This window comes from Microbacterium sp. LEMMJ01 (assembly GCF_002114135.1).
Taxonomy (GTDB): Bacteria; Actinomycetota; Actinomycetes; order Actinomycetales; family Microbacteriaceae; genus Microbacterium.
The window spans coordinates 163,329-189,516 of the sequence record NZ_NCTV01000021.1; the positions used below are offsets into that span (position 1 = coordinate 163,329).

Below are 26,188 nucleotides of genomic sequence, written 5' to 3' on the forward strand. Positions count from 1 at the left end.
GTTTTGCCGCAAAGTGAGCGATTCGAAGGCAGGTCAGTCGGCGTCGCGAGTGAAGAGGCTCCGCAGCACGAGGAAGACCACCACGGCCACGACAGCGACGATGGCGAGCTTCGCGATGAACCAGAGCACCGAGAACAGCGCGCTGACGATCCACCACGCGATCACGACGGCGAGGATGACGCCGAGGACGGTCCAGAGGTTCTTGGTCATGCCTCCAGCCTACGGAGTCGACGCTGCGGGAATCTCCGCGAGCGATCGGTAGACGGGCAGCCCGAGCTCGTGGGCGATGGCGACGTCCTGGTCCGCGCCCGCCGATTCCCCCGGCAGACGGAGCACCGCATCGCAGTGCAGGAGCAGTCGGCGGGCGGTCTCGTACATGACGTCGCCCTCGCCGGAGTCGGCGTGCTCGAGGGTGCGCAGGACCGGCAGCGCGACCCACTCCCCGATCATCGGCACGTGGCCGAGGCGGAAGATCGGACCGGACGCCTCCTCCAGGCGCGCCAGATTCCGAGCGATCAGGGCGGGGTCGCCGTCGGTGCCGGAACGGTAGGGACCCGCGATCAGGATCAGGAGTGGCTTCATCATGGAGACGACTGTAATCTGAATCGTGCATAAACGTGCAACTTCGTGAGGAATCGTATGCTCGCTGCTCAGCGCAAGGACCACCTGCTCGCCGTGCTCGCCCGCGAGGGACGGGTCGTGGCGAAGGCTGCGGCCGATGACCTCGGAGTCTCGGAGGACGCCATCCGCCGCGACCTCCGCGAACTCGCTGAGGAGGGGAGGCTCCAGCGCGTGTACGGCGGCGCGCTGCCCATCGCCGCGGCCGATCGCCCGGTGCGGGAGCGCCACGATCTGGCGACCGAGAGCAAGGAGCGGGTCGCCCGCCAGGCGGTCACGACCATCCTCCCCGGATCGACGATCGTGCTGGATGCCGGAACCACCACGCTCGCAATGGCGCGACTGCTTCCCTCCGGCACCGACATCACGGTCATCACCCCGAGTCCTGCCGTCGCCCTGGCCGTCGCCGAGCACTCGGATGCGCGCGTGATCATGATCGGCGGCGAGCTCGCCCGGCACTCCCTCGTCGCCGGAGGGGGACTCGCGATGGAGGCGATCCAGCACCTCGCCGCCGACGTGTTCTTCGTCGGCGTCACGGGCGTCGACCCCCGACACGGTCTCACGACGGGCGAGCTCGACGATGCCGTCACCAAGCGGGCGATCGCCTCTCGATGCGCCGCGACGGTCGTGCTGGCCAGCGACGAGAAGATCGGCGCCGCCTCGCGCTACCCTGTGCTGCCGTTCGAGGCGGTCGCCGCGGTCATCACCGACCCGCTCGACGAGAATCCGCTGATCCAGGATGTGCTGGCGCAGATCCCGGCGCGGGCGTGAGCGACGAACCCGCCTCCTCCGCGAGGCGTTCCGTCAGCAGGGCGTGCAGGTGACCTGCCGCCGCGAGAAGCGCGACGCTGCGGCGCGTGAGGTCGGCCAGCCGCTCCGCGAGGATGCGGTGAACTTCTTCGGTGTCACCATGCGCGCGCACCTCGTCGATGATGCGCGAAACGGCGGGGATGCCGTAGCCGCCCGAGCGCAGAGCGGCGGCGATCCGCGCCTCGGTGATCCCGAGGGAGTCATAGGAGCGCACCGATCCCGCACGACGACGGGGGCGCACGAGCCCTTCTCGCTCCCAGTGCCGCAGCGCGGAGGACCGGACGCCGAGCGCCTGGGCGAGTTCGCCGATGGCCATCGCATCGTCCTCGACGAACGGGTCGTCGGCCTCCGCCACCGCGTCCTCGAGTCCGCGCAGGGCCGCGCGCACCCGTGAGCGTTCGAGGGCGAGATCCGCGTGCAGAGTGTCGATCTCCTCCGCCGCGTGCTCGACCGATCCGCCGATGAGAGCGGGCATCAGTCGACGCGCGGGTACCGGACCGAGCGCCGTCGCCAACGCGCGATAGGCGCGCAGCGCCAGGGCATGCGGCATCCGATACCGCCGGTACCCGTTCGCACCGCGCTCTGCGGCGGGGAGGACACCGAGGCGCTCGAGGTCGCGCACCTGTTGCGTCGAGTAGTCGACCAGCCGTCCGAGCGCCGCCGTCGTCATCACCTGCTCTTGAGGGTTCTGCACGCGCTTCCTCGTCTTTCCGGGCCTTGCGTCCACATAAGCACATCAGCCTCAGCATTGAAGGATGGATATGCAGGAGATCATCGAAGAGGTCCGCTCGTTCGACGGTGTGCTCGTCGTGGCCCCGGAGGCGGGCAGCGACTTCCCCGAGCTGTCATGGGGAGACGCGTTCTTCTTCCATGCCCCCGACGGCCGGATGCCCGAGCGCACCCAGCCGTTCGGAACGATCATCACGAAGGACTATCCCGACGACACGTCCTCCGCTCTGGATGCTCCCGGGCGCTTCCGGGTGAACATCCACGTCGGACGCGAGCGCGCGGAGTCGATCATCGCGGCGGGGTCTCTCACGGGCGGCGACACCGACCCGACGGCGGTCGACGTCTTCCGCCCCCACCCCCTGTACGGCGACGCCGGCTGGGTGTGCGTGATCGATCCCGCAGAGGCGACGGCGGGTACCGTGCTCGCCCTTCTCCGGGAGGCACACGAGGCGGCACGTGCGCGCACCGAACGACGGGCGAGGTGAGTCCCATGTCGACTCCTCAGGGCATGACCGAGGCCGACCGCCGGATCGTCGCGGTGTGGGCGGCCGACTGCGCCGAGCGCGTGCTGCCGCTGTTCGAGAGCGAGGCCCCGGACGACGACCGTGCGCGCGATGCCATCGCCAGGACGCGCGCCTTCGCGCGGGGCGAGCTGACGGCTGCGGGCGAGATCCGTCGTCGCTTCGTCGCCGGCAGGGCCGCCCGAGGTGCCGTGACCCCTGCCGGGACCGCGGCCGCCCGCTCCGCTGCTCAGGCCGCAGGGGTCGCGCACATGGGAGCGCATGCACTCGGGGCAGCCGCCTACGCCGCATGGGCTGTCGAGCTGGCGCACCCGGATGATCCCGACTCCCGCGCCGCCGAAGTGCGCTGGCAACTCGCGCAGCTCTCCCCCGAAGCCGCTGCGGCCCTGCGCACCCTCCCGCCCCTGGGCACCGACCCCGCCGGCCCCCTCGGCCCCGGACTCCTCTCCTCCGGCCCCCTCGGCGTGGTGATCCGCGAGATCCAGACGCACCTCTCGTCGTAAGTCGCTCTTCGAATCGCGCAACTTGCTGCATCTGAGCCCGGAATGGAACCAGGTGCGCGACTCGAAGCGGTCCGACCGCTTCAGCCCCGATTCAGCGACGACGCGCCACACTGGGGGGATGCGGATCCTGGTGGTGGACGACGAGGTGCGTCTGGCCGAGGGCGTGCGCCGCGGACTCGAGGCGGAGGGCTTCGCGGTCGACGTCGCCCACAACGGCATCGACGGCCTCTGGCGGGCCCGCGAGACCCGGTACGACGCCATCGTGCTCGACCTGATGATGCCCGGCATGAGCGGGTGGAAGGTGTGCGAGGCCCTGCGCGCCGAGGAGAACTGGACTCCCGTGCTGATGCTCACCGCCAAGGACGGCGAGTGGGATCAGGTGGAGGCGCTGGAGAGCGGCGCCGACGACTACGTCACCAAGCCCTTCTCGTTTGCGATCCTCGTGGCGCGGCTCCGGGCTCTCGTGCGCCGCGGTGCCGTGGCACGACCGACGATCCTGGAGGCCGGCGACCTGCGGCTGGACCCCGCCGGACACCACGTGTGGCGTGGCGAGACCCCGATCTCCCTCACGGCCCGCGAGTTCGCGGTGCTCGAGCATCTGATGCGCCACCGCGGGCAGGTGCTGTCGAAGCGCGACCTCCTGGCCGGCGTCTGGGACGACGACTTCGACGGCGACCCGAACATCGTCGAGGTGTACATCGGCCACCTCCGCCGCAAGGTCGACAAGCCGTTCGGACGTGAGGCGATCGAGACCATCCGCGGCGCGGGCTATCGGCTGGCGGCGAACGGTGGCTAGGCGGCTCTGGCGGTCGGTCCGCGGTCGGACGACCCTGGGCGCCACCCTCGTCGTCGCAGTCGCGCTGCTCCTCGGGGCCTTCTCTTTCTACGGGGTGCTGAGCGCGAGCATCCACGGCAGCACCGAACGCGCGGCGGAACAGCGGCTGGAGGAGCTCGTCAGCCGATTCGACGGTCCGGGACGCCGCGGTCCGGACCAGCTCGACGACGATCTCGTGCAGCTGCTCGGGCGAGACGGAGCGGTGCGCGCGGCGAGCGAGGAGGCCGCCGATGCGCTCGGCGCCACGCCGCTGCCCGTCGGCGACGATCCGCAGGTCGTCCGCATCGACGGCGAGCCGATGGTCGTGGTGTCGGAAGACGTCGAGGGCGACCAGACCCTCGTCCTCGCGGTGCCGATGGACGAGGATGCGGAGACCCTGTCGACGGTGGCGACGCTGCTCGTGATCGCCGTCCCTGCGCTGCTGCTGCTCGTGGCCGTCACGACCTGGCTCGTCACGGGGCGCGCGCTACGCCCGGTGACCCGCATCCGTCAGGAGGTCGAGGGCATCACCGCCGAGCGCCTCGATCACCGGGTACCCGTTCCCGACGCCGCGGACGAGATCCACTCCCTCGCCGTGACGATGAACGGGATGCTCGACCGGCTCGACGCGGCGGCGACCGCGCAGCGCCGCTTCGTCTCCGATGCCTCGCACGAGCTCCGCTCGCCCCTGGCGACGATCCGTCAGCACGCGGAGCTCGCCCAGGCGCACCCGGAGGTGACGAGCATCGACGAGCTCGCCGAGGTGGTGTCCGAGGAGGGGCTGCGACTGCAGGGCATCGTGGAGTCGCTGCTGCTCCTCGCCCGCCTCGACGAGGGTGTCACCGGGAGCACCGAACCGGTGGACCTGGACGACCTGGCCCTCGCGGAGGTGCGTCGGCTGCGGGCCACGGGGCTCGATGTCGACGGCTCCGGAATCCGTGCGGCCCGCACCGTCGGCGACCCCCGGCTGCTCGGCCAGCTGCTGCGGAACCTCGCCGACAACGCGGCGCGGCACAGCAACGGCCGCGTGGCGATCGGGGTGGAGCCGCAGGCGGCGCGGGTCGTCCTCACGGTCGAAGACGACGGGGCCGGCATCCCGCCGGAGGAGCGGGACCGCATCTTCGAGCGCTTCGTCCGGCTCGACGAGGCCCGCAGTCGCGACGCGGGAGGCAGCGGGCTCGGTCTCGCGATCGCGCACGGCATCGCCACCGCCGCCCACGGCGCGATCACGGTGGACACCTCCCGGTGGGGCGGCGCCCGCTTCACCGTCACCCTCCCCCTCGCCGGCCCTCTCTCCTGACCGACCGCCCGGGCACAGTTTCGGAGATCCCCGACGACACCCCGGTCATGGCCGCCGCGCGGCGGCGTGTCGTTCCCGAGCTCCGAAGTCGGGCCCGAGATATCGGTTCCTGAACGGGGCTTCAGGAGGCTTCAGGGTGGCTTCAGCGGCGTCGGGAGACCATCGAGACATGAACGACAAGACTCCTGCTCCCGACCAGAACCCCACGCCGGACGAGAACGACACCGCGGGTCAGAACGCGGCACCCGCGGTCCCGAGCGCGGGCCAGGACCAGCACGCCGGACAGGACTCCCCCGCCGGCCCCGGCACCACCGCCGACGCCCCGACGGTCCCGGTCGCACCGACCCCCGGCCCTGCCGCTGCCCCTGCCCCGAACGCCGCCCCGGAGGCACCGGCCGCCGCAACCCCCGCCACGCCCGGACGCAAGCGCGCGCTCCTGATCGGCGGCGGGATCGCGGCCGCGGTGCTGCTCGCCGGCGGAGGCGTCGCGGTGGGTGCCGCGATCGGCGACGAGTTCGGCGACGACGACGACCGCCCCGCCATGGAGGGCCCCCGACACGAGGGCGACCACGGCCCGCGCGGTGACCACCGCGGCGACGAGGATGCCCGCCCGAGCGGAGACCGGGGCGACCGCGGCCCTGTCACCGGCATCGGCACCGACGACGTCGACGAGCTCCTCGCGATCGCCGCCGCCGCCCAGGACGCCGCCGAGGGCGAGGTCACCTCGATCGACGCGAAGCGCGACGGAACGTGGGAAGTGCAGCTGACCACGTCCGCCGGGGACGAGACCGAGGTGCGCGTGGACGACGACCTCACCGCGACCGTGGTGTCGACCGACGCCGCAGACGACGACGACAAGGGACCGACTCTCACGCTGGACGAGGAGACCATCCGCACTCTCGTCGACGCCGCCCTCGCCGAGGCCGAGGGGATGATCACCGACCTCGATGTGGACTCCGACGATGTCAGCCCCTACGACGCCTCCGTCCTCACCACGGACAACCGCTCGATCGACATCTCCTTCGACGCCTCGTTCGCGGTCGTCGGCACCGACGTCGACGAGTGACCGCGGCCCTGACGGCTAGCATGCAAGGATGACGAACTCCGATCCGATCGACGAGGTCTCCATCGGCGGCGAGGTCATCCGCCTCGGCCAGTTCCTCAAGTTCGCGGGACTGCTGGACTCGGGCGGCGACGCGAAAGAGGTCATCATCGACGGCTACGTCACCGTGAACGGCGAGGTGGACCGGCGCCGCGGGCGTCAGCTCCGCGACGGCGATGTGGTGACCTTCGAGGGCCGGGCGGTCCGCGTCCGGCCCTGACCCGGCATCGCGGAGCCTCCCTCCACCTCCGCGCCCCGGTTCCGCGCCTCGCTCACGAGTACCGCGGTCACCCCGGCGCCGCACAGCACGAACCCGCCGAGCGTGATCGCCGTGAGGGGTTCGCCGAGCAGCAGCGCCCCGCCGATCGCGGTCGCCGGGGCGACGAGGAAGAGCAGCGCCTGCAGTGCGGTGATGCCGACCCGGCGCAGTAGCCACCAGTAGAGGCCATAGGCGCCGAGCGTGGGGAAGACGGCGGTCAGGACCACGGCGATCCAGAACGACGGTCGCGCCGGCGGAACGAGTGCCCCGGCGAGCGCGGCGATGACGAGGAGCAGCACGGCGGTCACGCTCACGTGGATGGTCAGGGTCAGCAGCACCCCCGTACGCACGGCCGTCCGCCGCTGCACCAGGGTGCCGATCACGAGGCAGACCATCGCCGCCGCCGGAAGCAGATACGCGACGAGCGGCGCGGAGCCCGCGCCGAACTGGGACTGCACCACGAGCAGCACCCCCACCGCCCCGATCACCAGTCCCGCCACTTGGGCACCATGCACACGGAGCCCCAGCACCGGCCCGACCAGCACGGCGACGAGCAGCGGCTGGACCGCGTCGATCAGCGCGACGGTGCCGGTGGCGATCCCTGCGGCGACAGCTGCGTACACCGCAGCGCAGTACCCGAACTGGGCGAGCGCTCCGATGACCGCTTGGACACCGAGCTCCCGCGCGGTCATCCCCTTCGCCGCTCCGGACACCGCGACAAGGATCACGAGCAGGACGGCGAGCGGCGTGAACCGCCAGACCAGGAGCGTCAGCGGGTCGACGTCCGCGGTGGCGACCGCAGGGATGAGGAATCCCGAGCTCCACGTGAGGACGAAGGCCACCGCTGCACCCGCGGTCACGAACTGGGAGAGTATACCGATCTGTTTACTCATGTCGTCACTATACAGGTTGGTATACTCATCGCATGTCGACCGCCGTGCCGGAGCTGCCGCCGCTGACGCCCGGGGCGCGCCGCGTGCTCGACGCCGCCTCCGACCTCTTCTACGAGCGCGGCATACACGCCGTCGGGGTCGACACCATCGCCGCTGCGGCCGGGGTGACGAAGAAGACCCTGTACGACCGCTTCGGATCGAAGGAAGCGCTCGTCGTGTCCTACCTGCAGCACCGGGACGCCCGCTGGCGGGATCACGTCGCCGCTCACCTCGCACGGGTCCCGGAGCCGGGGCACGCCCGCGTGCTCGCGATCTTCGATGCCGCCATCTCCTGGGTGCCGGACCACAGCACCAAGGGATGCAGCGCCATCAACGCGCGCGCCGAGATCGACGGCCCCGGGGACGCCCCGCTGGTGCTCGCCGAGGCTCGTCGCGAGAAGGAGTGGCTGCTCGCGGTCTTCGCTGAGCTCTGCGGTGAGGCCGGGTTCCACGACCCGGACCGGCTCGCCGAGACGCTCATGCTCCTCTACGAAGGCGCTATCGTCACCGTCGGCATGGGGACGTTCGCGGAGCCGTTCGCGACCGCTCGGGACAGCGCGCGCCGACTGCTGGAATCCGCTGCGTCCGACGCGTCCTAAACGTCGGTCGTCGAAGAGGACGCGCGCGGCGGAAGCGCCGCACGCACCGTGACCACGAGGAACGCCACGAGCAGCACCACCATCGTCACGTCCGCGACGATGTAGGCGTAGTGCGCGCCATCCGTTCCCGGAGCCTCCTGCCCTGCGATGACGAGGTCGCTGCGCCGATTGAGGATCGGGCGGATGACGATGACCTCGACGAGGAACACCAGCCACAGCCCGCCGAGCAGCAGAGCCGAGGAGCGCCCGGCACGGGCACGGACGCTGACCGCCGTCAACACGAGGAGCACCGCTCCCGCGAGGACGTTGAGGGCGGTGAACACGAGGCGACCGATGCCGAGACCCAGCGGGATCGTGATTCCGGGAGCCAGGAACTTCAGCGGTGCCTCCAGGAACGAGATCGCGATGATCGCCCCGAGCAGGAAAGCGGGCAGCAGCAGGCGCAGCGCCGTCATCGTGCGTCCACCCGTCATGGCCTCAGGCTAACCGGGCGATCCGCACCCCCGGCGGCGGGTGACCGTGGAAATCGGCCCCTCGCTCCACGCTCAGGGGATAATGGGTAACATGCCACGTCCTACCGACGCCTACCGCGGACTCATGCAGAGCAGCCGGCTGCGGGTTCTCGCCGCCTTGATGGACACTCCGGGAATCGGCCTCGCCGAGCTCTCCCTCCGCATGGGCCTCCACGTGAACACCCTGCGCGACCACCTCCGCGTGCTCGAGGGTGAGGGTCTCGCCCGGTCCGAGGTGGAGCACACGGGCCGCCGAGGAAGACCGCGCCTGCGCTTCTCCCCCGTGCTGCCGAGTGAGCCGAATGAGATCGAGGAACGGCGGGTCCAGGAGGCGATCCGCCACGGCGACCTCATGCGCGCGGTGCTCCCGGCGACGCGATCGGGCCTGCCCGAGGCCGCGACGCATCAGCTCGACGCACTGTTCCATCACCTCGACGACGTGGGCCTGCAGCCCGACATCGACGAGAAGGCGATGACCGTCGACCTCTCCCCCTGCCGCTTCCACACCCTGCTGACCGATGACCAGACCGTGGTCTGCCGGGTGCACGAGGAGCTCATGAAGTCGGTGCTGGCGAGAGCGGGCGGACCCGTGGAGATCGAACGCGTGATCCCGTTCACGAGCGCGCACTCGTGCCACGTCCGGCTCAGCCTCCGCGAGGAGTCGGCGTCCGACGCAGGAAGCTGACGCCGGGGGTCAGTTGAAGTCGCCGCCCGGCGCCATGTCGGCGAACCGGGAGTAGTGCCCCTGGAAGGCGACGGTGATGGTCGCGGTCGGACCGTTACGGTGCTTGGCCACGATGAGGTCGGCCTCGCCGGGACGGACGTCCTTGTCGTAGACCGAGTCGCGGTGCAGCAGGATGACCATGTCGGCGTCCTGCTCGATCGATCCGGACTCTCGCAGGTCGCTGATCGCGGGCTTCTTGTCCTGGCGCTGCTCGGGACCACGGTTCAGCTGCGACAGCGCGATGACCGGCACCTGCAGCTCCTTGGCGATGAGCTTGAGGCTTCGGGAGAACTCCGAGACCTCCTGCTGACGGGACTCGACGCGCTTACCCGACGTCATGAGCTGGAGGTAGTCGATGATGACCATGCGCAGACCGGCCCGCTGCTTCAGCCGTCGGCACTTCGCCCGGATCTCGACGAGCGTCATGTTCGGGCTGTCGTCGATGTAGAGCGGGGCGTCGTTGATGCGGCCGCGGGTGGCGGCGACCGTCGTCCAGTCCCGCGGGTCGAGCGTTCCCTTGCGCATGTTCTGCAGCGGGATCGCCCCCTCGGCGCTGAGCAGACGCATCGCGATCTCGCTCTTGCCCATCTCGAGGGAGAAGAAGATCGAGGGGAAGTCGTGCCCGATCGAGGCCGCACGGGCGAAGTCGAGGGCGAGCGTGGACTTTCCCATCGCGGGTCGCGCGGCGACGACGATCATCTGCCCGCCGTGCAGGCCGTTGGTGAGCTCGTCGAGCTCGCGGAAGCCGGTGGGGATGCCTGTCATGGAACCGTCGCGGCCGTTGGCTGCCTCGATCTCCTCGACCGCGGCGTCGACCGCGACCGTGAGCGGCACGTAGTCCTCCGCCGTCTCCGAGCCGGTCACCGAATAGATCTCGGCCTGCGCGTTGTTGACGATGTCGGTCGCGTCGCCCTGGCCGTCGTAGCCGAGCTGGACGATGCGCGTCCCGGCGTCGACGAGGCGGCGGAGGATCGCGCGCTCGGAGACGATGCCGGCGTAGTAGCCGGCGTTGGCCGCGGTCGGGACGATCGACGTGAGCGTGTGCAGGTAGTCGGCGCCGCCGGCCTTGTTCAGCTCACCGGTCTTGATCAGCTCGTCGGTGACCGCGACGACGTCGGTCGGCTCGCCGTGGGAGTAGAGCGAGAGGATCGCCTCGAAGATGAGCTCGTGCTTGGGAATGTAGAAGTCGGCGCCCTTGAGCGTCTCGATCACATCGGCGACGGCGTCCTTCGACAGGAGCATGCCCCCCAGGGCGCTCTGCTCGGCGAGGAGGTCGTGCGGAGGGGTGCGCTCGGGCGGACGCTGCCCTCCCAGGCGCTCCTCGGAGATGTCGGCGATCGACACTGTGTTCCCTTCGATGCGACGGTTCTGAGGCGGGCCCCGCGCGCGCATCCGCGGATGCCGGTGCGGGGGACCGCGGCCGCGCGGCGGCCATCCCCAGACAAGCAGGTGCCCCCGACATTCGGTCGCTCGACCACGCTATGAGCGGTCTCCACACGGTGCAACACGGCCTGTGGATAACCATGTGGACAGCGTGCGGACAATCTCGGAGTGTCTGTGCAGAACAGGTGTGGATAACCCGGTGGACGGTGTGAACACCGAACTTTTTTTACTGCCCTGACCGGGGTTTCATCGTTTCCCCACCCTGTGGATGAAAACGAGTTTAAATTGCGCATTGAAGGTTTCCCCTCCGGAGGGGGCATGTGTAGAACCTGGGGAAAGTCAAGCCGGAAATCCGCCGGGCGCGTCACGATCTGACACGAGAAGAATCGGATGTAAACGCCCCTGGACAGACAGGGGGTCCGCGAGTATTCTGCCTCCCATCGACACACCCGTGGACCTTCGGAGGGGGAGGACGACGTGGACGCTCGGACCACCCGACGCGGCGTACCCCACGCCGTCCTCTGGGGTGGAATCGGCGCGCTCGCCTGGGCAGCCCTGACCGTCCTCACCGGCGGCGGCTCCGCGCACGCGGACGAGCAGCCGAAGGGTCCGCTCGACAGCCTCACCTCGGTCGTATCCGAGACCGTCACCGCCGTGACGAAGCCGGTCGTGAACGACGTCGTGGCTCCGGTGGTGAACCAGGTGGCGACTCCGGTGGTCCAGGAGGTCGTCGCGCCCGTGGTGCACGAGGTCGTGGCTCCGGTCGTGACCCACACCGTCGCTCCCGTGCAGGAGGGCGCTCCCGCCGTCGTCGAGACGGTGACCGAGACGGTGACGCAGGTCCCGGTCGTCGGAGACACCGCGGCCCCGGTGCTCGAGGCGGTCGCCGAGACCACCGAGACGGTCGTCGAGCCCGTGACCGACGTGCTCGGCTCTGCACCGGTCTCACAGATCACGGCGCCCGTGCTCGACCTCGTCGGCGGCCTTCCGCTGGTCGGCGGCATCGTCGTCGACTCCGGCGCCATCGACCTGGTCGAGAACGTCGTCGGCGTCGTCGATGGCACGACCGGCCTGATCGGCGGCGTCGTCGATGAGACCGTTCCGCCGGTCGTCGAGGTGCTCACGCCACTCGAGCCGGCCGCACCGCAGACCCCGGAGGGCTCCGTCCCCGCGGGTGTGACAACGGCGCGCGACGAGATCGGCGCGCTTCCCGAGCCTGCGCCCGCACCGTCGGCCTCCCCGAGCACGGGCCAGCGCTCTGCGCTCCGTACCGTGGCTTCCTTTGCAGGCCCGGTCTCCGCGCCCCACTCCTCGGACGCCGGCGCCGGTGACACCGCTCCGGTGCCGCTCGGTGCTCCTCCGGCCGCTCCGGCCGCCCCCGCCTCTTCCTCCGCCACCTCGGCCGGAGGTTCCGCCAGCGCCCCCGCTCGCCTCAGCGAGATCGGGGCGACCCCGCTCCGTGCTGGGGAGCGGGCAGCCGGCGCACGGGACGACGTCCTTCCGGGCGCCCCCGTCGCCGACACCGACGTCTCTCCCGACTGACGGACTGTCGCGTCATCCCACCCGGATGACAGATGCCGTGCTGCGCGCGCACTTCCTCGCGTGCATCCCATCAGACAGACCAGTCACGTCAGGAGAACCATCATGCGTACCTATGCGAAGCGCGTCCTCTGGGGCACGCTCATCGCCGGCGGGATCACCCTGCTCGGCGCGACGGCCGCCAATGCGGCCGAGACATCCGGAGACGACGGCTTGCTCTCCGGCACCCAGGCCGTAGCACCCATCACCGCCCCGATCACGGTCGTCGACAACGCGATCTCCGTGCTCGGCGACGCGGCATCCACGGCCTCTGCCCCGGCCCCTGCTCCGGCACCGGCTCCCGCTCCCGCCCCGGCTCCCGCCTCCGCTCCGGCTCCGCAGACGAGCGGCGCGGAGGGCACGGCATCCGGCACCCAAGCCGTGGTGACCGTGAACCTTCCCGTCACGGTGACAGACAACGCCATCAGTCTCACCGAAGACTCCACGACCAGCACCCCGGCCGCCGCTCCTCCCCAGAGCGCGGCTCCCCAGGCCCCTGACGCGGCCGGGGTGCTTTCCCTCGACACGGACGGCCTGGATGGTGTGCTCTCGGGCACCCAGGCTCTCGTGGCGGTCAACGCCCCGGTGACCGTGTCCGACAACGCCATCTCGCTGCTCGGTGACTCCGAGTCGGCCGCCGAGGGAGAGGGCGCCGCAGCACCGGCGCCTGCCCCGGCGACCGGGTCGAGCACCTCGGGCGAGGACGGCACCGCGAGCGGCACCCAGGTCGTCGCCCCGGTGACGGCCCCGGTCACCGTCGACGGCAACGCCATCTCGCTCCTCGGCGACAGCGAGGCCACCGGCACCACCGGCACCACGGCCCCGACCGCACCCGCGGCCGGCGGGAGCACCACCGGCGGTGAGGACAGCATCCTCGGAGGCACGCAGGCCGTGGCACCCGTGACGGCTCCTGTCACCGTCGGCGGCAACGCCATCTCGCTCCTCGGCGACAGCGAGGCCACCGGCACCACCGGCGGCACTGCGACCCCGACCGCACCCGCGACCGGGTCGAGCACCTCGGGCGAGGACGGCACCGCGAGCGGCACCCAGGTCGTCGCCCCGGTGACGGCCCCGGTCACCGTCGACGGCAACGCCATCTCGCTCCTCGGCGACAGCGAGGCCACCGGCACCACCGGCACCACGGCCCCGACCGCACCCGCGGCCGGAGGCAGCACCACCGGGGGCGACGACAGCACCCTCGGCGGCACCCAGGTGGTCGCACCCGTGACCGCCCCCATCGGCGTCACCGGCAACGCCATCTCGGTCACCGACGACGCCACCGTCACCGGCACCACCGGCGGCACGTCCCCGACCGCACCCGCGGCCGGCGGCAGCACCACCGGCGGCGACGACAGCACCCTCGGCGGCACCCAGGTGGTCGCACCCGTGACCGCCCCCATCGGCGTCACCGGCAACGCCATCTCCGTCACCGACGACGCCACCGTCACCGGCACCACCGGCGGCACGTCCCCGACCGCACCCGCGGCCGGCGGCAGCACCACCGGCGGCGACGACAGCACCCTCGGCGGGACTCAGCTGGAGCTCCCCGTGACGCTTCCCATCACGATCGGCGGGAACGCGATCTCCGTCGTCGGCGAAAGCACGGTGACCGATCCCGGCACGAACCCCGGAACCGACCCGGGCACGGACCCCGGGACGGACCCGGGCACCGACCCCGGAACGGACCCCGGCACCGACCCCGGCACGGACCCCGGCACCAACCCCGGCACCGACCCCGGAGTGAACCCGGGAACGACGCCGAGCACCGGAGCCGGCATGACCAGCATGCCGTGGGCTGCGGGTGCCGCCGCGACGGGTGAGGCCACCGGCCTCGCGATGACCGGTGGCGCCTCGGCCCCGTGGCTGTGGGTCCTCGCCGCTCTCCTGCTGCTGGGAGGTGCGGGCCTGCTGCGCCGTCGCACGGCGTAGGCGCTGAGCCCCGGCGGTGGCGATGTCCTCGGGGGAGGAGACTCGCCCCCGCCGGTGCGCGGCAGCGTCCGCACGTGCGGTGCAGCCCTCGCTGCGCTTCCTCTGCCGAGCGTGACCGCCGCGCAAACGGCGGATGCCCCGTGGTCCCCCCACCGCGGGGCATCCGCGCGCCCGTTCTGCGGACGCACGGGACGCGATGCGGGGGCTTAGCCGAGCTCCTGGAGCTCCGCCGTCATGTCGCCGCCTGCGTCTCCGGTGTTGACCGTGCCCTTCGGCTCGAAGAGGATCGCGTGCACCTCTTCCTCGGCTTTCGGGCAGTGCTCGACGCCCCGGGGCACCACGAACACGTCGTTCGGGTTCAGGACGACGTCGCGGTCGCGGAGCTGGATGGTCAGGCGTCCGCTCACCACGAAGAACAGCTCGTCGGTCTCGGGATGCGTGTGCCAGACGAACTCCCCCTGCAGCTTCACGACCTTGACGTCGTAGTCGTTGACGCTCGTCAGCCGGTGCGGCTGCCAGTGCTCGTGGATGGTGGACAGGGCCTCGTGCACATTGCGAACGTCGTCCGTCATGGCCAGCAGCCTATCCTCACGGCAGGACGATCGACCCGTCGGCGTCGACGACGACAGCACTGCCCGGGAAGTCCCGCCGGCCGCGCTCGTCCATCAGGGCGCCGGCCCGACCGGTCGGATCGGGCTCCGGGGCGCCGCCGTCGGCCCCCAAGCGGATCGAGCGGACCTGTCCGCCGAGAAACGTTCCGTCGGCACGGAGACGGACCGACAGGTAGGCGCCGAAGCGCGTCTCCTCCTCGGCCCCGAAGACGCCCCCTCCCGCGAAGTTGCCCAGACTGTAGGCGATGAGGCGGCCGCGGTAGAACTCCGCACCCCGGACGACGTGCGGGCCGTGCCCGACCACCAGATCGGCCCCGGCGTCGACGGCCGTGTGCGCGAACGCCTGCGGATCTCCCCGGTTCTCCCCGAAGCTGAGCTCGGTCCCCCCGGTGACCGCATCGGCCTCCGGTCCCTCGGCGCCCATGTGCGCGTGGACGACGACGAGGTCGGCCTGCTCCGCCGCCGCACGCACGACCTGACCGACGTGACGGAGGTCGGTGACCCGGTTGAATCCCCCATAGGGCGCGAAGCCGACCAGGGCCACGGTGGTCTCCCCCACCCTCGTCACGACGACCTCGTTCCGGTCCCCGACGGCGTCCATGCCCTCCGCGCGCACGGCGCCCCTCGTCTCGTCGACGCCCTTCCGGCCAAAGTCGTGACTGTGGTTGTTCGCCTGATTGAGCACGTCGAAGCCGCGCAGCGCCGCAGCGGCATCCGGCTCGCTGCGGAACGCGAGGCAGTGGTCGCTCCCGCCGCACTTGTCGACGCCGGTGTCCGCCGCGATCACCTGCTCCAGATTGCCGGTGACGAGGTCCTCGGTGAACCAGGGGCGTACCTCGTCGAAGGTCGATCGCCCGCGATCCGCCGGGATTCCGCGCGACGCGTCGTACAGCAGGATGTCGCCCACGGCGCCGATGCTGACTTCTCCCTCGCTGGTGGCGGCGCGGTCGATGATCGCGGCCGGCCGAGCGGGGATCGCCGCTGCCGCGCTGACGGCGAGGCCGACCCCCAGCAGTGCCAGCACCGCGACCGGGGTCCGCCAGGGGACTCTGCGAGGCGCGCCGTCGACCGCGGCCCGCCGACGAGGCAGATCCCACAGCCAGGTGAGTCCGTCGCGAGCGGTGAGCCGATCGAGGCCGATGCACGCGGCGACGAGACCCGCCGTGAGCACGATCGGGAGCAGGAGGGCCGCGATCAGCTGCACCGCCTGCCCCGCGTCGGACAGCACTCCCACGAGCGTGGCGTCGGCGAGCGCGAGCAGCGGCATGTGCAGGAGGTAGATCGGCAGGGTGCGGACGCCGAGCGCCTGCAGACCCCGCCCGACCAGAGGGAGGCCCGCGAGGATCGGGGCGACCGCGATTCCCATCGCCACCCCGAGGACGGACGCGGTCGGCCACACCCCGGGAACGGTCTCCGTGCCCGTCACGCGCATGACGGCGTAGGCGGCGAGGTACCCGAGGATCAGGGCCCCGGCGAGTGCGGGTCGCGGTCGAGCGGTGAAGCGACGGATGCGCGGCGCGAGGTACGCGCCTCCGAGGAAGAAGAAGAGGTTGTAGAGGAGCGATCCGCGGTTGCTCACCACGTCGACCAGTCCGGCGGCCACCGCCACCGAGAGCATGCCGGCACCCACCAGCAGGACGCCGCGCGGCAGTCGGTGCAGGCCCTTCGCGACGACGAAGTACAGCGCGAGCGCGTAGAGGTACCAGGTGTTCGGCGGGCTGATCGTCACCCCCTCCACGAACGCGGAGACGCTCCGCGGCACGAACGTCGGGAAGTCCGGGAATGCCCACATCGCGGCGGCGTGGATGAGGCTCCACAGCAGATACAGGTAGAGGAAGCGGACGACGCGGGGACGGAACACGACGGCCCACGGTCGGGCCAGCGCCGCGGAGGCGAAGTACCCGGACAGGAACAGGAACAACGGCATGAGGAACGGCCAGATGAGGTCGCTCGCGAGACCCCAGGCTCCAGGGAGGGGGATGCCGAGCCGCCAGTCGACCTGCAGGTAGGTCTTCAGCACGACGTGCCAGAACACCACGAGGACGATCAGCAGCCCCTTCGCGGCATCGCCCCAGGGCGCTCTGGATGTCGGGAAGGGGGGTGGTGTCACCATGGAATCGAGCCAACAGCACAGCATGTTGCGTCGGCGTATGAGAAATGTCGCCTGATCCTCACCTCGTCCCGATGCAGAACGCCCCCTGTCCCGGAGGACAGGGGGCGTTCCGTTCGACAGGCGTGGCCCGTCGGGTGCCTTACTTGGCGGCGACGACCTGCAGCGTGATGACGGCAGTGACGTCCTCGTGCAGACGCACGGTCGCCTCGTGCTCACCGGTCGCCTTGATGGGCGAGGGGATGTGCACCTTGCGCTTGTCGATCGAGCCGAGGCCCGCAGCCGTGACGGCCTCTGCGACGTCGGCGGTCTTCACCGAGCCGAACAGACGGCCTTCCTTGCCGGCCTTCACCGCGAGACGCACCTTGGTGCCCTCGAGGGTGTTCTTCAGGGCCACAGCCTCGTCGCGGTCGTGGATCGCGCGTGCCTGACGCGCGGCCTGGATCGACGCGACCTGCTTTTCGCCACCACGGGTCCACGCCGTAGCGAAGCCCTGGGGGATGAGGTAGTTGCGGGCGTACCCGTTCTTGACCTCGACCACGTCACCGGCGCTACCCAGCCCGGCGACCTCGTTCGTGAGAATCAGCTTTGCCATCTCAGTACCCCTTACCGGCCGGCGCGAGCGTAGGGCAGGAGCGCCATCTCGCGCGCGTTCTTGATCGCGGTGGCGATCAGACGCTGCTCCTGCACCGACACACCGGTGATGCGACGGGCGCGGATCTTGCCGCGCTCCGAGACGAACTTGCGGAGGGTGGCGACATCCTTGTAATCGATGACGCCGACCCGGATGGACTTCGCGGGAGCGGCGTTCTTCGCGCCCTTCCGCGGCTTGCGGCGGTCGCCGCTCGACTTTCCAGCCATTGCTTTTCCTTAGTGATGAGCGGGGTGCGGCCCTTCGACAAGCTCAGGGACCCACCCGTGAAGAAGTGTTTTCAGAAGGGGGTGTCGTCGCCGAAGCTGCCCGGAGTGCTCCAGGCATCGGCGCTGGTCGACGAGCCGGGCGTGGACCACGGCTCCTCCGACACCTGCTGCTGCTGCGCGGGACGGGACTGTCCCCCGCCGCCACCGCCCGAGGCCGCACGGGTGACCTGCGCGGTCGCGTACCGCAGCGAGGGGCCGATCTCGTCGACCTCCAGCTCGATCGCGGTGCGCTGGTTGCCCTCACGGTCCTGGTAGGAACGCTGGCGCAGACGACCCTGCGCGATCACGCGCATGCCCTTGGTGAGCGAGCCCGCCACGTGCTCGGCGAACTCACGCCACACCGAGGCGCGGAGGAACAGCGCTTCGCCGTCCTTCCACTCGTTCGCGGCACGGTCGAAGTTGCGAGGCGTCGATGCGATGGTGAAGTTCGCCACCGGCAGCCCGTTCTGCGTGTAGCGCAGCTCGGGGTCGGCGGTGAGGTTGCCCACCACGGTGATGACGGTTTCGCCGGCCATGAGACTTAGGCCTTCGCAGCCTTGGCGGCCTTGCGGGCAGCCTTCTCTTCGGAGCGCTTGGCCTCGGAAGCGATCATCGCCTGAGCCTCTTCGGCGCGGAGCACCTTGGTGCGCATGATCTGCTCGTTCAGCTTGAGCTGACGGTCGAGCTCCTGCGTGGCGGCGCTGGTCGCGGTGAAGTTGACGACGGCGTAGATGCCCTCGGTCTTCTTCTGGATCTCGTAGGCGAGACGGCGCTTGCCCCAGATGTCGACGTTCTCGATAGAGCCACCATCGTTGGTGATGACCTTCAGGAACTTGTCGAGCGTCGGGGCGACCTGGCGCTCGTCGATCTCGGGGGTCAGAATGACCATGAGTTCGTACTGGTGCGTCACTTACCCACCTCCTTCGGACTAGAACGGCTCTCGGGACTTTCCCGGGAGCAGGAGGGCGTGTGCACGTGCCCGCCCCAGGAGACCGAATGGACGCCGGAAGGCAGACAACCTCGACAGTCTAGCGGAGTTTCCTCGGAGCTGCCTCCCGCACTTCCCGCGCGGCCTTGGCATGCTGGAGGGCGTGCCTGGTGACGGTCATCGGCACGGACCTGGAGGGGGGCGCCATGCGCGTCAACAAGTGGGGGGTCGGCGTCGTGCTGGCCGCCGCCGTCATGCTCACCGGATGCTCGGCGGGAGCGTCGGAGAAGCCTGCCGAGTCGAAGCCGAGCGGGGCCGCGTCGCAGGAGGCCGAAGCGCCGTCCAGCGACTGCCCCGAACTGGCCGACGGCGCCACCGTCGACGGCTCGGCCCTCGGCGCCTGCATCGCCGAGGCCATGACCGACACCGCCGGCTACGCCGCCAAGACCGTCGTGATGGGCATGGAGTCCACCACGCGCTTCAACCCGGCCGAGAAGGCGCTGGAGTCGCTCTCCCCGATGGGCTCGATCGTCGCGATCGGCGACGACGTCTGGGTGAAGTCGCCGTCCAGCGACTGGCAGGCCGCCGACCCGTCGTCGAGCGACCCCATCATCGCCGGCCTCAGCACCACCGCGAAGGACGTCACCGCGATGGACCCCGCCGAGACGGCGAAGGCCATCACGGGCGACTTCACCGTGACCGGCACGGGCGAGCGCCTCGGCCAGAAGGTCTACCTCGTCAGCGGCACCGTCGAGCAGGCGGGCACGCCGGTCGAGGTCGTGTTCGAGGTCACCGAGGACTACGTCAACCTCGCCTCGACCAGCTCCGCGACCGTCCAGGGACAGTCGGTCGACGTCGCCCTCGAGATCACCGAGTGGGACGTGAAGCAGGACATCGTCGCGCCGCTCTGATCGGACGGGAAACACGGAAGGGCCGGAGCGCACGCTCCGGCCCTTCGCCGTATCCGGCGTCAGTAGGCGACGGGAGGCACCTCGGCCCAGACCGCGCGGTCGTCGGCGGAGGGCGCCTCAGGGATGCGCCCCGTGCCGTCGGGCTCCGGGATCGCGGCGAGCAGCGCCTGCGTGTAGGGGTGCCGCGGCGCCGCCCACAGCTCATCGGTCGGCCCCGATTCGAGCACCCTCCCGCCGAACATGACGAACGTGCGGTCGGCGATGCGGCGCACGACGGCGAGGTCGTGGGAGATGAAGAGCATCCCCGCGCCGGACTCGGCCACCAGATCGCGCATGAGTCCCGCGACGCTCGTCTGGGTGGACGCGTCGAGGGCGGAGATGGGCTCGTCGGCCACGAGCAGCGAGGGCCGCGCGGCGAGGGCCCGGGCGATCGCGATGCGCTGCTTCTGGCCGCCGGAGAACTGATGCGGGAAGCGGGTGCGCACCTCGGCGGGCAGTCCGACCCGCTCCAGCCACTCCTCCACGGTGGAACCGGCGGCACCGCGCGCACGGGCGGTCGCGATGCCGTCGGAGATCTGGTCGCCGATCCGCCGGCGCGGGTTCAGCGAGGTCGCCGGGTCCTGGAAGACCATCTGGATGCCGGTGAGCGCCGTGTCACGACGGCGGATCCCCAGCGGCGCGACGGGGGCGCCGCGGAACGACACCGTCCCGGCGGCGGTCTTCTCGATGCCGACGACGGCGCGGGCCAGGCTCGACTTGCCGCTGCCGGACTCGCCCACGAGGGCGACCGTCTCTCCCGCCGCGACACTCAGCGAGACGCCGTTGACCGCGATCACGGGCGGGGTGCCCGGGTACCGCACCACCACGTCGCGGGCGTCGAGGACGCTGACCTCACTCATCCGCGGCCTCCTCGGGGCTCTCGTCGATGCGCGACCCTGGGAGGGCCGCGAGCAGCATGCGGGTGTACTCGTGCTGCGGGGCGCGGAAGAGCGTCTCCCGATCGGCGAGCTCGACGATGCGGCCGTCCTTCATGACGGCGACCGTGTCCGCGATCGCACTCATCACGCCCAGGTCGTGGGTCACGAGCAGCACGGCCAGATTCCGCTCGATCGCGAGGTCGCGCAGGAGCTTCAGGATGCCGGCCTGCACCGTCACGTCGAGGGCGGTCGTCGGCTCGTCCGCGAGCAGCACCTCCGGGTCGCACGCGAGGGCGCACGCGATCGCGATGCGCTGCCGCTGTCCGCCGGAGAATTGATGGGGATACCGCTTCAGGGCCTCGGCCGGGTTCGGCACCTGCACGGTCTGGAGCAGCTCCACCGCCCGCTCGCGCGCAGCGGCGCCCTTGAGTCCGAGGTGCACGCGCATGTGATCGGTGAGCTGACGGCCGACCGGCAGCTGCGGGTGCAGCGAGGCCGACGGGTCCTGGAAGACCATCGCGATGCGCTTCCCGCGGACGCGGTTGAGCCCCCGCCGGTTGCGACCGACGAGCTCCTCCCCCGCGAGCAGGATCGAGCCGCCGGTCTTCGCCTGTCGCGGCAGGAGGCCGAGCACCGCCAGGGAGGTGAGCGTCTTACCGGAGCCCGACTCCCCCGCGAGGCCGTGGATGCGCCCGGGTTCGAGCTCCAGGGACACGCCCTTCACCAGCGGACGGCCGATGTCGATCGTGAGGTCGCGGATGCTCAGCGTCGCCGTGCTCTGCGCGGTCATGCGGGCACCCCCGTCGCGGAGGCGGTGTGCTCCGCCTGCTTCTCGTGTGTGATCTCGGCGGTCGGGTCGAGCACGTCGCGCATCGCGTCGCCGAGGAAGTTGAACGCGAGCACCACGGTGAGGATCGCGAGGCCGGGGAAGACTCCGAGCCACCAGGCGTCGAAGTTCTGCATCGCCCCGGAGATCATCGACCCCCACTCCGCCGTCGGCGGCTGCGCACCGAGACCGAGGAAGGAGAGCCCTGAGAGGAGCAGGATCGCCGCGCCGATGTCGAGCGTCGCGAGCACGAGGACCGGGCCGGCGATGTTCGGCAGGATGTCGACGAAGAGCGTGCGCAGCGGCGAGTGGCCGAGCAGGCGCCCGGCGATCACATAGTTCTGCCCGCGGAGACCGAGCACGATGCTGCGGGTGACGCGGGCGTACTGCGGCCACGAGACCACGATCGCGGCGATGACGGCGTTGAACAGCGAGGGGCCGAGCGAGGCCGCGACCACCATGGCGAGGATCACGGTCGGGAAGGCCATGAAGAGGTCGGTGATGCGCATGAGCGTCTCGTCGACGGCGCGCCCGAAGTACCCGGCGACCGCACCGACGAGGGTACCGATGATGAGGGCGGCGATCACGAGCATGAGCGCGAGCGGCAGACTCACCGTCGCGCCGGTCATCAACCGGGAGAAGATGTCGCGGCCGTTGCCGTCGGTACCGAGGATCGTGTCGATGCCCGGCGGCTGCAGGCGCGGCAGCACCTGCGCGTTCGGCGGGTAGGGCACCCACCACTGCGCGGTGAAGGCGACGATGATCCACGCACCGGCGATGACGGTGCCGATGATGCCGAGCGGAGTGCGCCAGGCACGCGGCCAGCGGAAGCGGAAGCGTCCGGCGGGGGTCGCTGCGGCGATGCGGCTCATGCGATCCTCACTCTCGGGTCGAGCACGCCGTAGAGCAGGTCCACGATGAAGTTGATGAGGAGGTAGATGACGCCGACCACGAGACCGACGCCCATGATGCCGGGCAGGTCGAGGTTGGCGGCGGAGTTGTAGGCGTACGTTCCCAGTCCCGGCCAGGCGAACACCGACTCGACGAGCACGGTTCCGGAGAGCAGGGCCCCGAACGCGACACCCACCACGGTGAGGATCGGCAGCGAGGCGCCCCGGAGCACATAGTCGATGATGACGCGCATCGCCGGCAGGCCCTTGGCCCGGGCCGCGCGCACGTAGTCGCTGCCGAGGACCTCGAGCACCGACGTGCGGATGAAGCGGGTGAGCAGCCCGATGGTCACGAGCGAGAGCACCATGACCGGAAGCGCGAGGTGCGCGAGGGCGTCGAAGAAGCCCACCGCGTCGCCGTTGAGCAGGTAGTCGACCGTGTAGAGCCCGGTCACGCGCGGCGGCGGGGTGATCGACGGCGAGATGCGTCCGGAACCCGGGGCGATCCGCAGCTCCAGGAAGAACACGTAGAAGCTGACCAGAGCGAGCCAGAAGGTCGGGACGCTGAGCCCGACGAGCGTGACGACGCGGATGACCTGGTCGGTGACGAGGCCGCGGCGGTAGGCGGCCAGGGTGCCGAGCACGATGCTGACCGCGAGGCTGACGATGATCGCGCCGATCGCGATCTCGATGGTCGCGGGCACGGCGGTGGCGAGGTCGCTGGTGACCGGGCGTCCGGTCACCAGCGACGTGCCGAGGTCCCCGCGGAGCAGGTTCCCCATATAGATGAAGTACTGCACGAACAGTGGCTGGTCGAGTCCGTTCGCCTTGATGAACGCCTCGCGCGTCGCGGGGTTCTGCGACGCGCCCTCACCGAGCGCGGCCGAGACCGGGTCTCCCGGCACCAGGTTGGTGAGCGCGAACGTGACGATCGTCACGCCCACCAACAGGAGCAGAGAGGTCCCGGCCCGCCGCAGCAGGTATCCGACGAGAGGCGAGCGGCGCCGCTGCGCCTGCCTCTGCACGGCCACTGTCGTCATGGCGATCCGCTCAGCCGGCCGGCTGGATCTCGGCGATGTCCATCTCCCACACGGAGTTGTACACGGCGCCGGACACGCTGGAGGCGGAGGAGATGTTGCGACCGGGGACGATCAGCGGCACGAACGGGCCCTCGGCCTGCATGGCCTCGGCGAACTCGGTGAAGGCCTCGGTGCGCTGCTCGGCGTCGGTCGCGGCGGCCGCACCGGCGGCGATGCCCGCGATCTCCGGGTTGGCCTCGGCCGCCCAGCCGGCGCGGAGACCGACCTTCAGACCCGGGGCGAAGGGGAGGAAGTTTGCCGAGTCGGCGTAGTCCGGACCCCAGAACCACAGACCGAAGCCCTCGGTGCCGTTGACGTACGCGTCGAGCTCGGTCGCGAACGGTGCCGGAGCCAGGTCGACGGCGATGCCGGCGTCCTCGAGCTGCGCCTGGATGCGCTCCGCGAGCGGGGTGAACTCCACGCCGCCGACCGGGTAGTCGTTCGGGAACTGGAGCTTGAGGGTCTGACCGGTGTACCCGGCCTCCTCCAGCGCGGCCTTCGCCTTGTCGAGGTCCTGCTTCACGCCGCTGTCGAGGGCGCCCTCGAACCCGGGCGGGATGACGCCGGTCGCCTGGACGGCACCGGCGCCGGCGAGCTCGAGCAGCGCGTCGTAGTCGAGCGCGTAGCGGATGGCCTCCGCGATCTTCACGTTCGCGAGGTCACCGCCGGCCTCGCCCTGGTTGAGCAGCAGGAAGATGGTCTGGCCGGACGGGACCGAATCGACGCTGATGTCATCGCCGAGACCGGCGACCTGGTCGCCGTTGAGGTCCATCGCGACCATCGAGTCGCCGCCCTTGAGGTTGGCGAGCTGGGTCGCGCTCTCCGAGACGTTGCGCACGACGACGCGGCTGTAGGCCGACTCCTCGTCGCCGTTGTACTCGTCGTTGCGCGTGAGCACGACCTGCGAGCTGAGGTCGAGCGTGTCCAGCACGAACGGGCCGGATCCGGCGGACTCGCCGTCGAGGAAGCCCTGGGCGCTGTCGGAGCCGTCGGTGCTTCCGCCGTTCTCCATCACGACGTCGGCGTTGACGATGCCGAGCGCCGGGTTCGCGAGGATCGCGGGGAGCTGCAGGAGCGGGGTCTCCGAGGTGAACCGGATGGTCTTGTCGTCGACCTCCTCGATCGTGAGGCCGCCGAGCAGGAAGTTCGGCTTGGCGTCTTCCATCCCCTGGATGCGCTGCAGCGAGAACACGACGTCCTTCGCCTCGACGGGCGAGCCGTCGGAGAACACGCGGTCGCCCTCGAGCGTGAACGTGAACTCGGTCGCCTCGTCGTTCTGCTCCCACGACGCGAGGCCCGGGACCGGAGTGGAGACGTCGGAGCCCTCGAAGTCGACGAGGGTCTCGTACAGCGCCTTCGCGATCATGTTGCCGGTCGGGTCGTACGTGTGACCCGGGTCGGCCGTCTCGATCGAGAACGCGGTGTCGATGACGAGGGAGTCGGAGCCCTGGGACGACTCGGGGGTGTTCGCCGAGTTCCCTCCCGAGCAACCTGCGAGCGCCAGGAGCGCGACGGCTCCGAGCGCGATGACCGGCGTGATACGGCGTGACGACATCAGGGCCTCCAAGGGCGAGGAGTACATTCGGGTCCGGTCGCCACCGATGTGGACGACCGGGGATCAGATTCGCATCATATGCGACGATGTGTCCAGCAAGTGCGCGTCACACAGGCACGCATTGTCGAGAACCTCGGATGTGAGGAGCAATATGTCCAGCAAGGACGCGGATCCGTCGAAGCAATCTGGACGAAGTGCCGCCCCTTTGGATGAGACGGCGTACAGAATCCTCGATGTGCTGCGCGATAACGGTCGCGTCTCGATCGCCGCGCTGGCCGAGAAGGTGGGCATCTCGCGGGCCAGCGCGTACACGCGGGTCGAGTCGCTCGTGCACGACGGCGTCATCACCGGATTCAGCGCACGCGTGGATCAGGCGAAGGCCGGGCTGTCGATCGGAGCCCTCGTCTTCGTGACCGTGATGCCGCAGGCCTGGGCCTCGTTCCGGGAGCGGATCATCGAGATGCCGGACGTGGAGTGGTGCGCGATCACGACCGGGGAGCACGACGCGATGCTGCTCATCCGCGCGGTCGACGTGAGCGGTGTGCACGAGTTCTCGACGGGAGTCATCGCGCAGCTCCCCGAGGTGCGGACGGTGGTCAGCGTCGTCGTGCTCGACGAGGTCATCCGGCGGCCCTACCTGCTTCCCGGAGACCTGCCGGAGCGGCAGACGGAGGTTCCGCTCGGGATGACGCGATGGACGCCCGCCTCGCCGGGGCGGGATGCGCTCCCGCCGCGCTGAGGTCAGGCGGCCGGGATCTCCTCGACGACACTGAGCTGCGGGAGGCCGTGCATCTCGTAGTGCTCCACCAGGCGGATGCGGCCGTCGTCGGTGAGCTCCAGCCCGCTCTCGCCATCGCCGGTGACCACGGTGCCGTCGGCCTTGAGCACATGGACGAACGAGACCCAGATCGTGTCGCCGGTGCGCGTGCCGACGAACTTCCCGAAGGTGACCGTGTCGCCCTCGTAGCCGCCCCAGATCGCGCCGTCGCGTTCGAAGTACTCGAAGACGCTGGGGGCGTCGGGGTCGACGGCGGAGGTCGTGGACGAGACCATGCGGAAGCGTCGGCCGTCGAGGGAGGGGAGAGTGGCGGTGGCAGTCACCCCTCGATTATGGGGGATCGACGGCCGCGGCTCGCGTCGTCGGACGC

The 26,188-nt window shown here is 70.5% G+C and carries 31 protein-coding genes; 13 read left to right on the plus strand and 18 right to left on the minus strand.

The features are described 5' to 3' along the window. Positions 1–33: 33 nt before the first annotated feature. Positions 34–210 carry a hypothetical protein gene (locus tag B7W94_RS18080; RefSeq protein WP_172400073.1) on the minus strand — a complete coding sequence of 59 codons (177 nt, stop codon included), beginning with the start codon at positions 208–210 and terminating at the stop codon, positions 34–36. A 9-nt stretch (positions 211–219) separates the two neighbouring features. Further along, a complete protein-coding gene (locus B7W94_RS05865) occupies positions 220–585 on the minus strand; it encodes a DUF4406 domain-containing protein (RefSeq protein ID WP_085605238.1) in 366 nt (121 codons plus the stop codon). A 54-nt stretch (positions 586–639) separates the two neighbouring features. Between B7W94_RS05865 and B7W94_RS05870 the strand changes: the two genes are divergently transcribed. Next, positions 640–1,389 (plus strand): DeoR/GlpR family DNA-binding transcription regulator, encoded by a 750-nt coding sequence (locus tag B7W94_RS05870; RefSeq protein WP_085605240.1) that lies wholly within the window; start codon positions 640–642, stop codon positions 1,387–1,389. On the opposite strand, the gene B7W94_RS05875 is transcribed toward B7W94_RS05870, so the two are convergent. Next, positions 1,322–2,122 (minus strand): MerR family transcriptional regulator, encoded by an 801-nt coding sequence (locus B7W94_RS05875; RefSeq protein ID WP_253247390.1) that lies wholly within the window; start codon positions 2,120–2,122, stop codon positions 1,322–1,324. The two genes, B7W94_RS05870 and B7W94_RS05875, sit on opposite strands and share 68 nt — an antisense overlap. Positions 2,123–2,183: 61 nt before the next feature. Here B7W94_RS05875 and B7W94_RS05880 point away from each other — a divergent pair, with 61 nt between their 5' ends. From B7W94_RS05880 to B7W94_RS05905, 6 genes are all read left to right on the plus strand, one after another. Then, positions 2,184–2,642 carry a DUF6194 family protein gene (locus B7W94_RS05880; protein ID WP_085605244.1) on the plus strand — a complete coding sequence of 153 codons (459 nt, stop codon included), beginning with the start codon at positions 2,184–2,186 and terminating at the stop codon, positions 2,640–2,642. A 5-nt stretch (positions 2,643–2,647) separates the two neighbouring features. Then, the gene (locus B7W94_RS05885; protein WP_085605245.1) at positions 2,648–3,181 is read left to right on the plus strand and encodes a putative immunity protein; all 534 of its coding nucleotides are present in this window, start codon (positions 2,648–2,650) and stop codon (positions 3,179–3,181) included. 118 nt (positions 3,182–3,299) lie between these two features. Continuing rightward, positions 3,300–3,977 carry a response regulator transcription factor gene (locus B7W94_RS05890; protein WP_025102802.1) on the plus strand — a complete coding sequence of 226 codons (678 nt, stop codon included), beginning with the start codon at positions 3,300–3,302 and terminating at the stop codon, positions 3,975–3,977. Next, positions 3,970–5,295 (plus strand): sensor histidine kinase, encoded by a 1,326-nt coding sequence (locus tag B7W94_RS05895; protein ID WP_085605246.1) that lies wholly within the window; start codon positions 3,970–3,972, stop codon positions 5,293–5,295. Before B7W94_RS05890 ends, B7W94_RS05895 begins: the two co-directional genes overlap by 8 nt. A gap of 169 nt (positions 5,296–5,464) precedes the next feature. After that, a complete protein-coding gene (locus B7W94_RS05900) occupies positions 5,465–6,361 on the plus strand; it encodes a hypothetical protein (RefSeq protein ID WP_253247391.1) in 897 nt (298 codons plus the stop codon). Between the two features lie 28 nt (positions 6,362–6,389). Further along, entirely contained in the window at positions 6,390–6,617 is a 228-nt protein-coding gene (locus tag B7W94_RS05905; protein ID WP_025102805.1) for an RNA-binding S4 domain-containing protein, read from the plus strand. Here the strand turns inward: B7W94_RS05905 and B7W94_RS05910 are convergent. Beyond that, positions 6,557–7,549, minus strand: a complete 993-nt coding sequence (locus B7W94_RS05910) for a DMT family transporter (protein ID WP_253247392.1) — start codon at positions 7,547–7,549, stop codon at positions 6,557–6,559. The two genes, B7W94_RS05905 and B7W94_RS05910, sit on opposite strands and share 61 nt — an antisense overlap. 32 nt (positions 7,550–7,581) lie before the next feature. Here B7W94_RS05910 and B7W94_RS05915 point away from each other — a divergent pair, with 32 nt between their 5' ends. Continuing rightward, complete coding sequence (locus tag B7W94_RS05915) at positions 7,582–8,187, plus strand: TetR/AcrR family transcriptional regulator (RefSeq protein WP_085605248.1); 606 nt, start codon at positions 7,582–7,584, stop codon at positions 8,185–8,187. Here B7W94_RS05915 and B7W94_RS05920 read toward each other — a convergent pair. Then, positions 8,184–8,660, minus strand: a complete 477-nt coding sequence (locus B7W94_RS05920) for a hypothetical protein (RefSeq protein ID WP_253247393.1) — start codon at positions 8,658–8,660, stop codon at positions 8,184–8,186. The genes B7W94_RS05915 and B7W94_RS05920 overlap by 4 nt on opposite strands. A gap of 91 nt (positions 8,661–8,751) precedes the next feature. On the opposite strand from B7W94_RS05920, the gene B7W94_RS05925 reads away from it, so the two are divergent. Beyond that, entirely contained in the window at positions 8,752–9,384 is a 633-nt protein-coding gene (locus tag B7W94_RS05925) for a winged helix-turn-helix transcriptional regulator (RefSeq protein ID WP_085605250.1), read from the plus strand. Positions 9,385–9,393: 9 nt separating this feature from the next. Here B7W94_RS05925 and dnaB read toward each other — a convergent pair whose 3' ends face one another. Further along, positions 9,394–10,767: a replicative DNA helicase gene (gene dnaB, locus B7W94_RS05930; RefSeq protein WP_025102810.1), complete on the minus strand. Its 1,374-nt coding sequence runs from the start codon at positions 10,765–10,767 to the stop codon at positions 9,394–9,396. 516 nt (positions 10,768–11,283) lie between these two features. Between dnaB and B7W94_RS05935 the strand changes: the two genes are divergently transcribed. Together B7W94_RS05935 and B7W94_RS18455 are read left to right on the plus strand one after the other, a co-directional pair. Next, a complete protein-coding gene (locus B7W94_RS05935) occupies positions 11,284–12,348 on the plus strand; it encodes a hypothetical protein (RefSeq protein WP_085605251.1) in 1,065 nt (354 codons plus the stop codon). A gap of 102 nt (positions 12,349–12,450) precedes the next feature. Then, positions 12,451–14,313, plus strand: coding sequence for a beta strand repeat-containing protein (locus B7W94_RS18455; RefSeq protein WP_085605252.1), 1,863 nt, complete (start codon positions 12,451–12,453; stop codon positions 14,311–14,313). Between the two features lie 206 nt (positions 14,314–14,519). Here the strand turns inward: B7W94_RS18455 and B7W94_RS05945 are convergent, their stop codons facing one another. The 6 genes from B7W94_RS05945 to rpsF all read right to left on the minus strand — a co-directional run bounded on the left by B7W94_RS05945 (position 14,520) and on the right by rpsF (position 18,844). Further along, complete coding sequence (locus tag B7W94_RS05945) at positions 14,520–14,885, minus strand: cupin domain-containing protein (RefSeq protein ID WP_071329808.1); 366 nt, start codon at positions 14,883–14,885, stop codon at positions 14,520–14,522. Positions 14,886–14,901: 16 nt separating this feature from the next. After that, on the minus strand, positions 14,902–17,037 hold the full coding sequence (locus B7W94_RS05950) for a CapA family protein (protein ID WP_172400074.1): 2,136 nt from the start codon (positions 17,035–17,037) through the stop codon (positions 14,902–14,904). Positions 17,038–17,176: 139 nt separating this feature from the next. Continuing rightward, positions 17,177–17,629, minus strand: coding sequence for a 50S ribosomal protein L9 (gene rplI, locus B7W94_RS05955; protein WP_025102814.1), 453 nt, complete (start codon positions 17,627–17,629; stop codon positions 17,177–17,179). 11 nt (positions 17,630–17,640) lie between these two features. Next, on the minus strand, positions 17,641–17,895 hold the full coding sequence (gene rpsR, locus B7W94_RS05960; protein WP_085605256.1) for a 30S ribosomal protein S18: 255 nt from the start codon (positions 17,893–17,895) through the stop codon (positions 17,641–17,643). Positions 17,896–17,966: 71 nt separating this feature from the next. Next, entirely contained in the window at positions 17,967–18,470 is a 504-nt protein-coding gene (locus B7W94_RS05965) for a single-stranded DNA-binding protein (protein ID WP_025102815.1), read from the minus strand. A 5-nt stretch (positions 18,471–18,475) separates the two neighbouring features. Beyond that, positions 18,476–18,844: a 30S ribosomal protein S6 gene (gene rpsF / locus B7W94_RS05970; RefSeq protein WP_021201450.1), complete on the minus strand. Its 369-nt coding sequence runs from the start codon at positions 18,842–18,844 to the stop codon at positions 18,476–18,478. A gap of 224 nt (positions 18,845–19,068) precedes the next feature. On the opposite strand from rpsF, the gene B7W94_RS05975 reads away from it, so the two are divergent. Further along, the gene (locus tag B7W94_RS05975; protein ID WP_085605367.1) at positions 19,069–19,773 is read left to right on the plus strand and encodes a hypothetical protein; all 705 of its coding nucleotides are present in this window, start codon (positions 19,069–19,071) and stop codon (positions 19,771–19,773) included. 59 nt (positions 19,774–19,832) lie between these two features. Here B7W94_RS05975 and B7W94_RS05980 read toward each other — a convergent pair whose 3' ends face one another. From B7W94_RS05980 to B7W94_RS06000, 5 genes are read right to left on the minus strand one after another with little or no spacing between them, the layout of a single operon-like run. Beyond that, positions 19,833–20,672, minus strand: a complete 840-nt coding sequence (locus tag B7W94_RS05980) for an ABC transporter ATP-binding protein (RefSeq protein WP_025102817.1) — start codon at positions 20,670–20,672, stop codon at positions 19,833–19,835. Continuing rightward, complete coding sequence (locus B7W94_RS05985; RefSeq protein WP_062765819.1) at positions 20,665–21,480, minus strand: ABC transporter ATP-binding protein; 816 nt, start codon at positions 21,478–21,480, stop codon at positions 20,665–20,667. Before B7W94_RS05985 ends, B7W94_RS05980 begins: the two co-directional genes overlap by 8 nt. Next, positions 21,477–22,388, minus strand: coding sequence for an ABC transporter permease (locus tag B7W94_RS05990; RefSeq protein ID WP_025102819.1), 912 nt, complete (start codon positions 22,386–22,388; stop codon positions 21,477–21,479). The genes B7W94_RS05985 and B7W94_RS05990 overlap by 4 nt, the downstream gene beginning before the upstream one ends. Beyond that, positions 22,385–23,446, minus strand: coding sequence for an ABC transporter permease (locus B7W94_RS05995; protein ID WP_025102820.1), 1,062 nt, complete (start codon positions 23,444–23,446; stop codon positions 22,385–22,387). Before B7W94_RS05995 ends, B7W94_RS05990 begins: the two co-directional genes overlap by 4 nt. Positions 23,447–23,456: 10 nt before the next feature. Next, positions 23,457–25,040 (minus strand): ABC transporter substrate-binding protein, encoded by a 1,584-nt coding sequence (locus B7W94_RS06000; protein ID WP_085605258.1) that lies wholly within the window; start codon positions 25,038–25,040, stop codon positions 23,457–23,459. A 151-nt stretch (positions 25,041–25,191) separates the two neighbouring features. Between B7W94_RS06000 and B7W94_RS06005 the strand changes: the two genes are divergently transcribed. Beyond that, positions 25,192–25,779 carry an Lrp/AsnC family transcriptional regulator gene (locus B7W94_RS06005; RefSeq protein ID WP_234024180.1) on the plus strand — a complete coding sequence of 196 codons (588 nt, stop codon included), beginning with the start codon at positions 25,192–25,194 and terminating at the stop codon, positions 25,777–25,779. A gap of 2 nt (positions 25,780–25,781) precedes the next feature. Here the strand turns inward: B7W94_RS06005 and B7W94_RS06010 are convergent, their stop codons facing one another. Beyond that, positions 25,782–26,141, minus strand: a complete 360-nt coding sequence (locus tag B7W94_RS06010) for a hypothetical protein (RefSeq protein ID WP_253247394.1) — start codon at positions 26,139–26,141, stop codon at positions 25,782–25,784. Positions 26,142–26,188: the final 47 nt, after the last annotated feature.

Coding starts and splice junctions, on each gene's coding strand:
- B7W94_RS18080 (WP_172400073.1), bottom strand. CDS start 210: ATGACCAAGAACCTCTGGACCGTCCTCGGCGTCATCCTCGCCGTCGTG.
- B7W94_RS05865 (WP_085605238.1), bottom strand. CDS start 585: ATGATGAAGCCACTCCTGATCCTGATCGCGGGTCCCTACCGTTCCGGC.
- B7W94_RS05870 (WP_085605240.1), top strand. CDS start 640: ATGCTCGCTGCTCAGCGCAAGGACCACCTGCTCGCCGTGCTCGCCCGC.
- B7W94_RS05880 (WP_085605244.1), top strand. CDS start 2,184: ATGGATATGCAGGAGATCATCGAAGAGGTCCGCTCGTTCGACGGTGTG.
- B7W94_RS05885 (WP_085605245.1), top strand. CDS start 2,648: ATGTCGACTCCTCAGGGCATGACCGAGGCCGACCGCCGGATCGTCGCG.
- B7W94_RS05890 (WP_025102802.1), top strand. CDS start 3,300: ATGCGGATCCTGGTGGTGGACGACGAGGTGCGTCTGGCCGAGGGCGTG.
- B7W94_RS05900 (WP_253247391.1), top strand. CDS start 5,465: ATGAACGACAAGACTCCTGCTCCCGACCAGAACCCCACGCCGGACGAG.
- B7W94_RS05905 (WP_025102805.1), top strand. CDS start 6,390: ATGACGAACTCCGATCCGATCGACGAGGTCTCCATCGGCGGCGAGGTC.
- B7W94_RS05910 (WP_253247392.1), bottom strand. CDS start 7,549: ATGAGTAAACAGATCGGTATACTCTCCCAGTTCGTGACCGCGGGTGCA.
- B7W94_RS05915 (WP_085605248.1), top strand. CDS start 7,582: ATGTCGACCGCCGTGCCGGAGCTGCCGCCGCTGACGCCCGGGGCGCGC.
- B7W94_RS05920 (WP_253247393.1), bottom strand. CDS start 8,660: ATGACGGGTGGACGCACGATGACGGCGCTGCGCCTGCTGCTGCCCGCT.
- B7W94_RS05925 (WP_085605250.1), top strand. CDS start 8,752: ATGCCACGTCCTACCGACGCCTACCGCGGACTCATGCAGAGCAGCCGG.
- B7W94_RS18455 (WP_085605252.1), top strand. CDS start 12,451: ATGCGTACCTATGCGAAGCGCGTCCTCTGGGGCACGCTCATCGCCGGC.
- B7W94_RS05945 (WP_071329808.1), bottom strand. CDS start 14,885: ATGACGGACGACGTTCGCAATGTGCACGAGGCCCTGTCCACCATCCAC.
- B7W94_RS05950 (WP_172400074.1), bottom strand. CDS start 17,037: ATGGTGACACCACCCCCCTTCCCGACATCCAGAGCGCCCTGGGGCGAT.
- rplI (WP_025102814.1), bottom strand. CDS start 17,629: ATGGCAAAGCTGATTCTCACGAACGAGGTCGCCGGGCTGGGTAGCGCC.
- rpsR (WP_085605256.1), bottom strand. CDS start 17,895: ATGGCTGGAAAGTCGAGCGGCGACCGCCGCAAGCCGCGGAAGGGCGCG.
- B7W94_RS05965 (WP_025102815.1), bottom strand. CDS start 18,470: ATGGCCGGCGAAACCGTCATCACCGTGGTGGGCAACCTCACCGCCGAC.
- B7W94_RS05975 (WP_085605367.1), top strand. CDS start 19,069: ATGCGCGTCAACAAGTGGGGGGTCGGCGTCGTGCTGGCCGCCGCCGTC.
- B7W94_RS05980 (WP_025102817.1), bottom strand. CDS start 20,672: ATGAGTGAGGTCAGCGTCCTCGACGCCCGCGACGTGGTGGTGCGGTAC.
- B7W94_RS05985 (WP_062765819.1), bottom strand. CDS start 21,480: ATGACCGCGCAGAGCACGGCGACGCTGAGCATCCGCGACCTCACGATC.
- B7W94_RS05990 (WP_025102819.1), bottom strand. CDS start 22,388: ATGAGCCGCATCGCCGCAGCGACCCCCGCCGGACGCTTCCGCTTCCGC.
- B7W94_RS05995 (WP_025102820.1), bottom strand. CDS start 23,446: ATGACGACAGTGGCCGTGCAGAGGCAGGCGCAGCGGCGCCGCTCGCCT.
- B7W94_RS06000 (WP_085605258.1), bottom strand. CDS start 25,040: ATGTCGTCACGCCGTATCACGCCGGTCATCGCGCTCGGAGCCGTCGCG.
- B7W94_RS06005 (WP_234024180.1), top strand. CDS start 25,192: ATGTCCAGCAAGGACGCGGATCCGTCGAAGCAATCTGGACGAAGTGCC.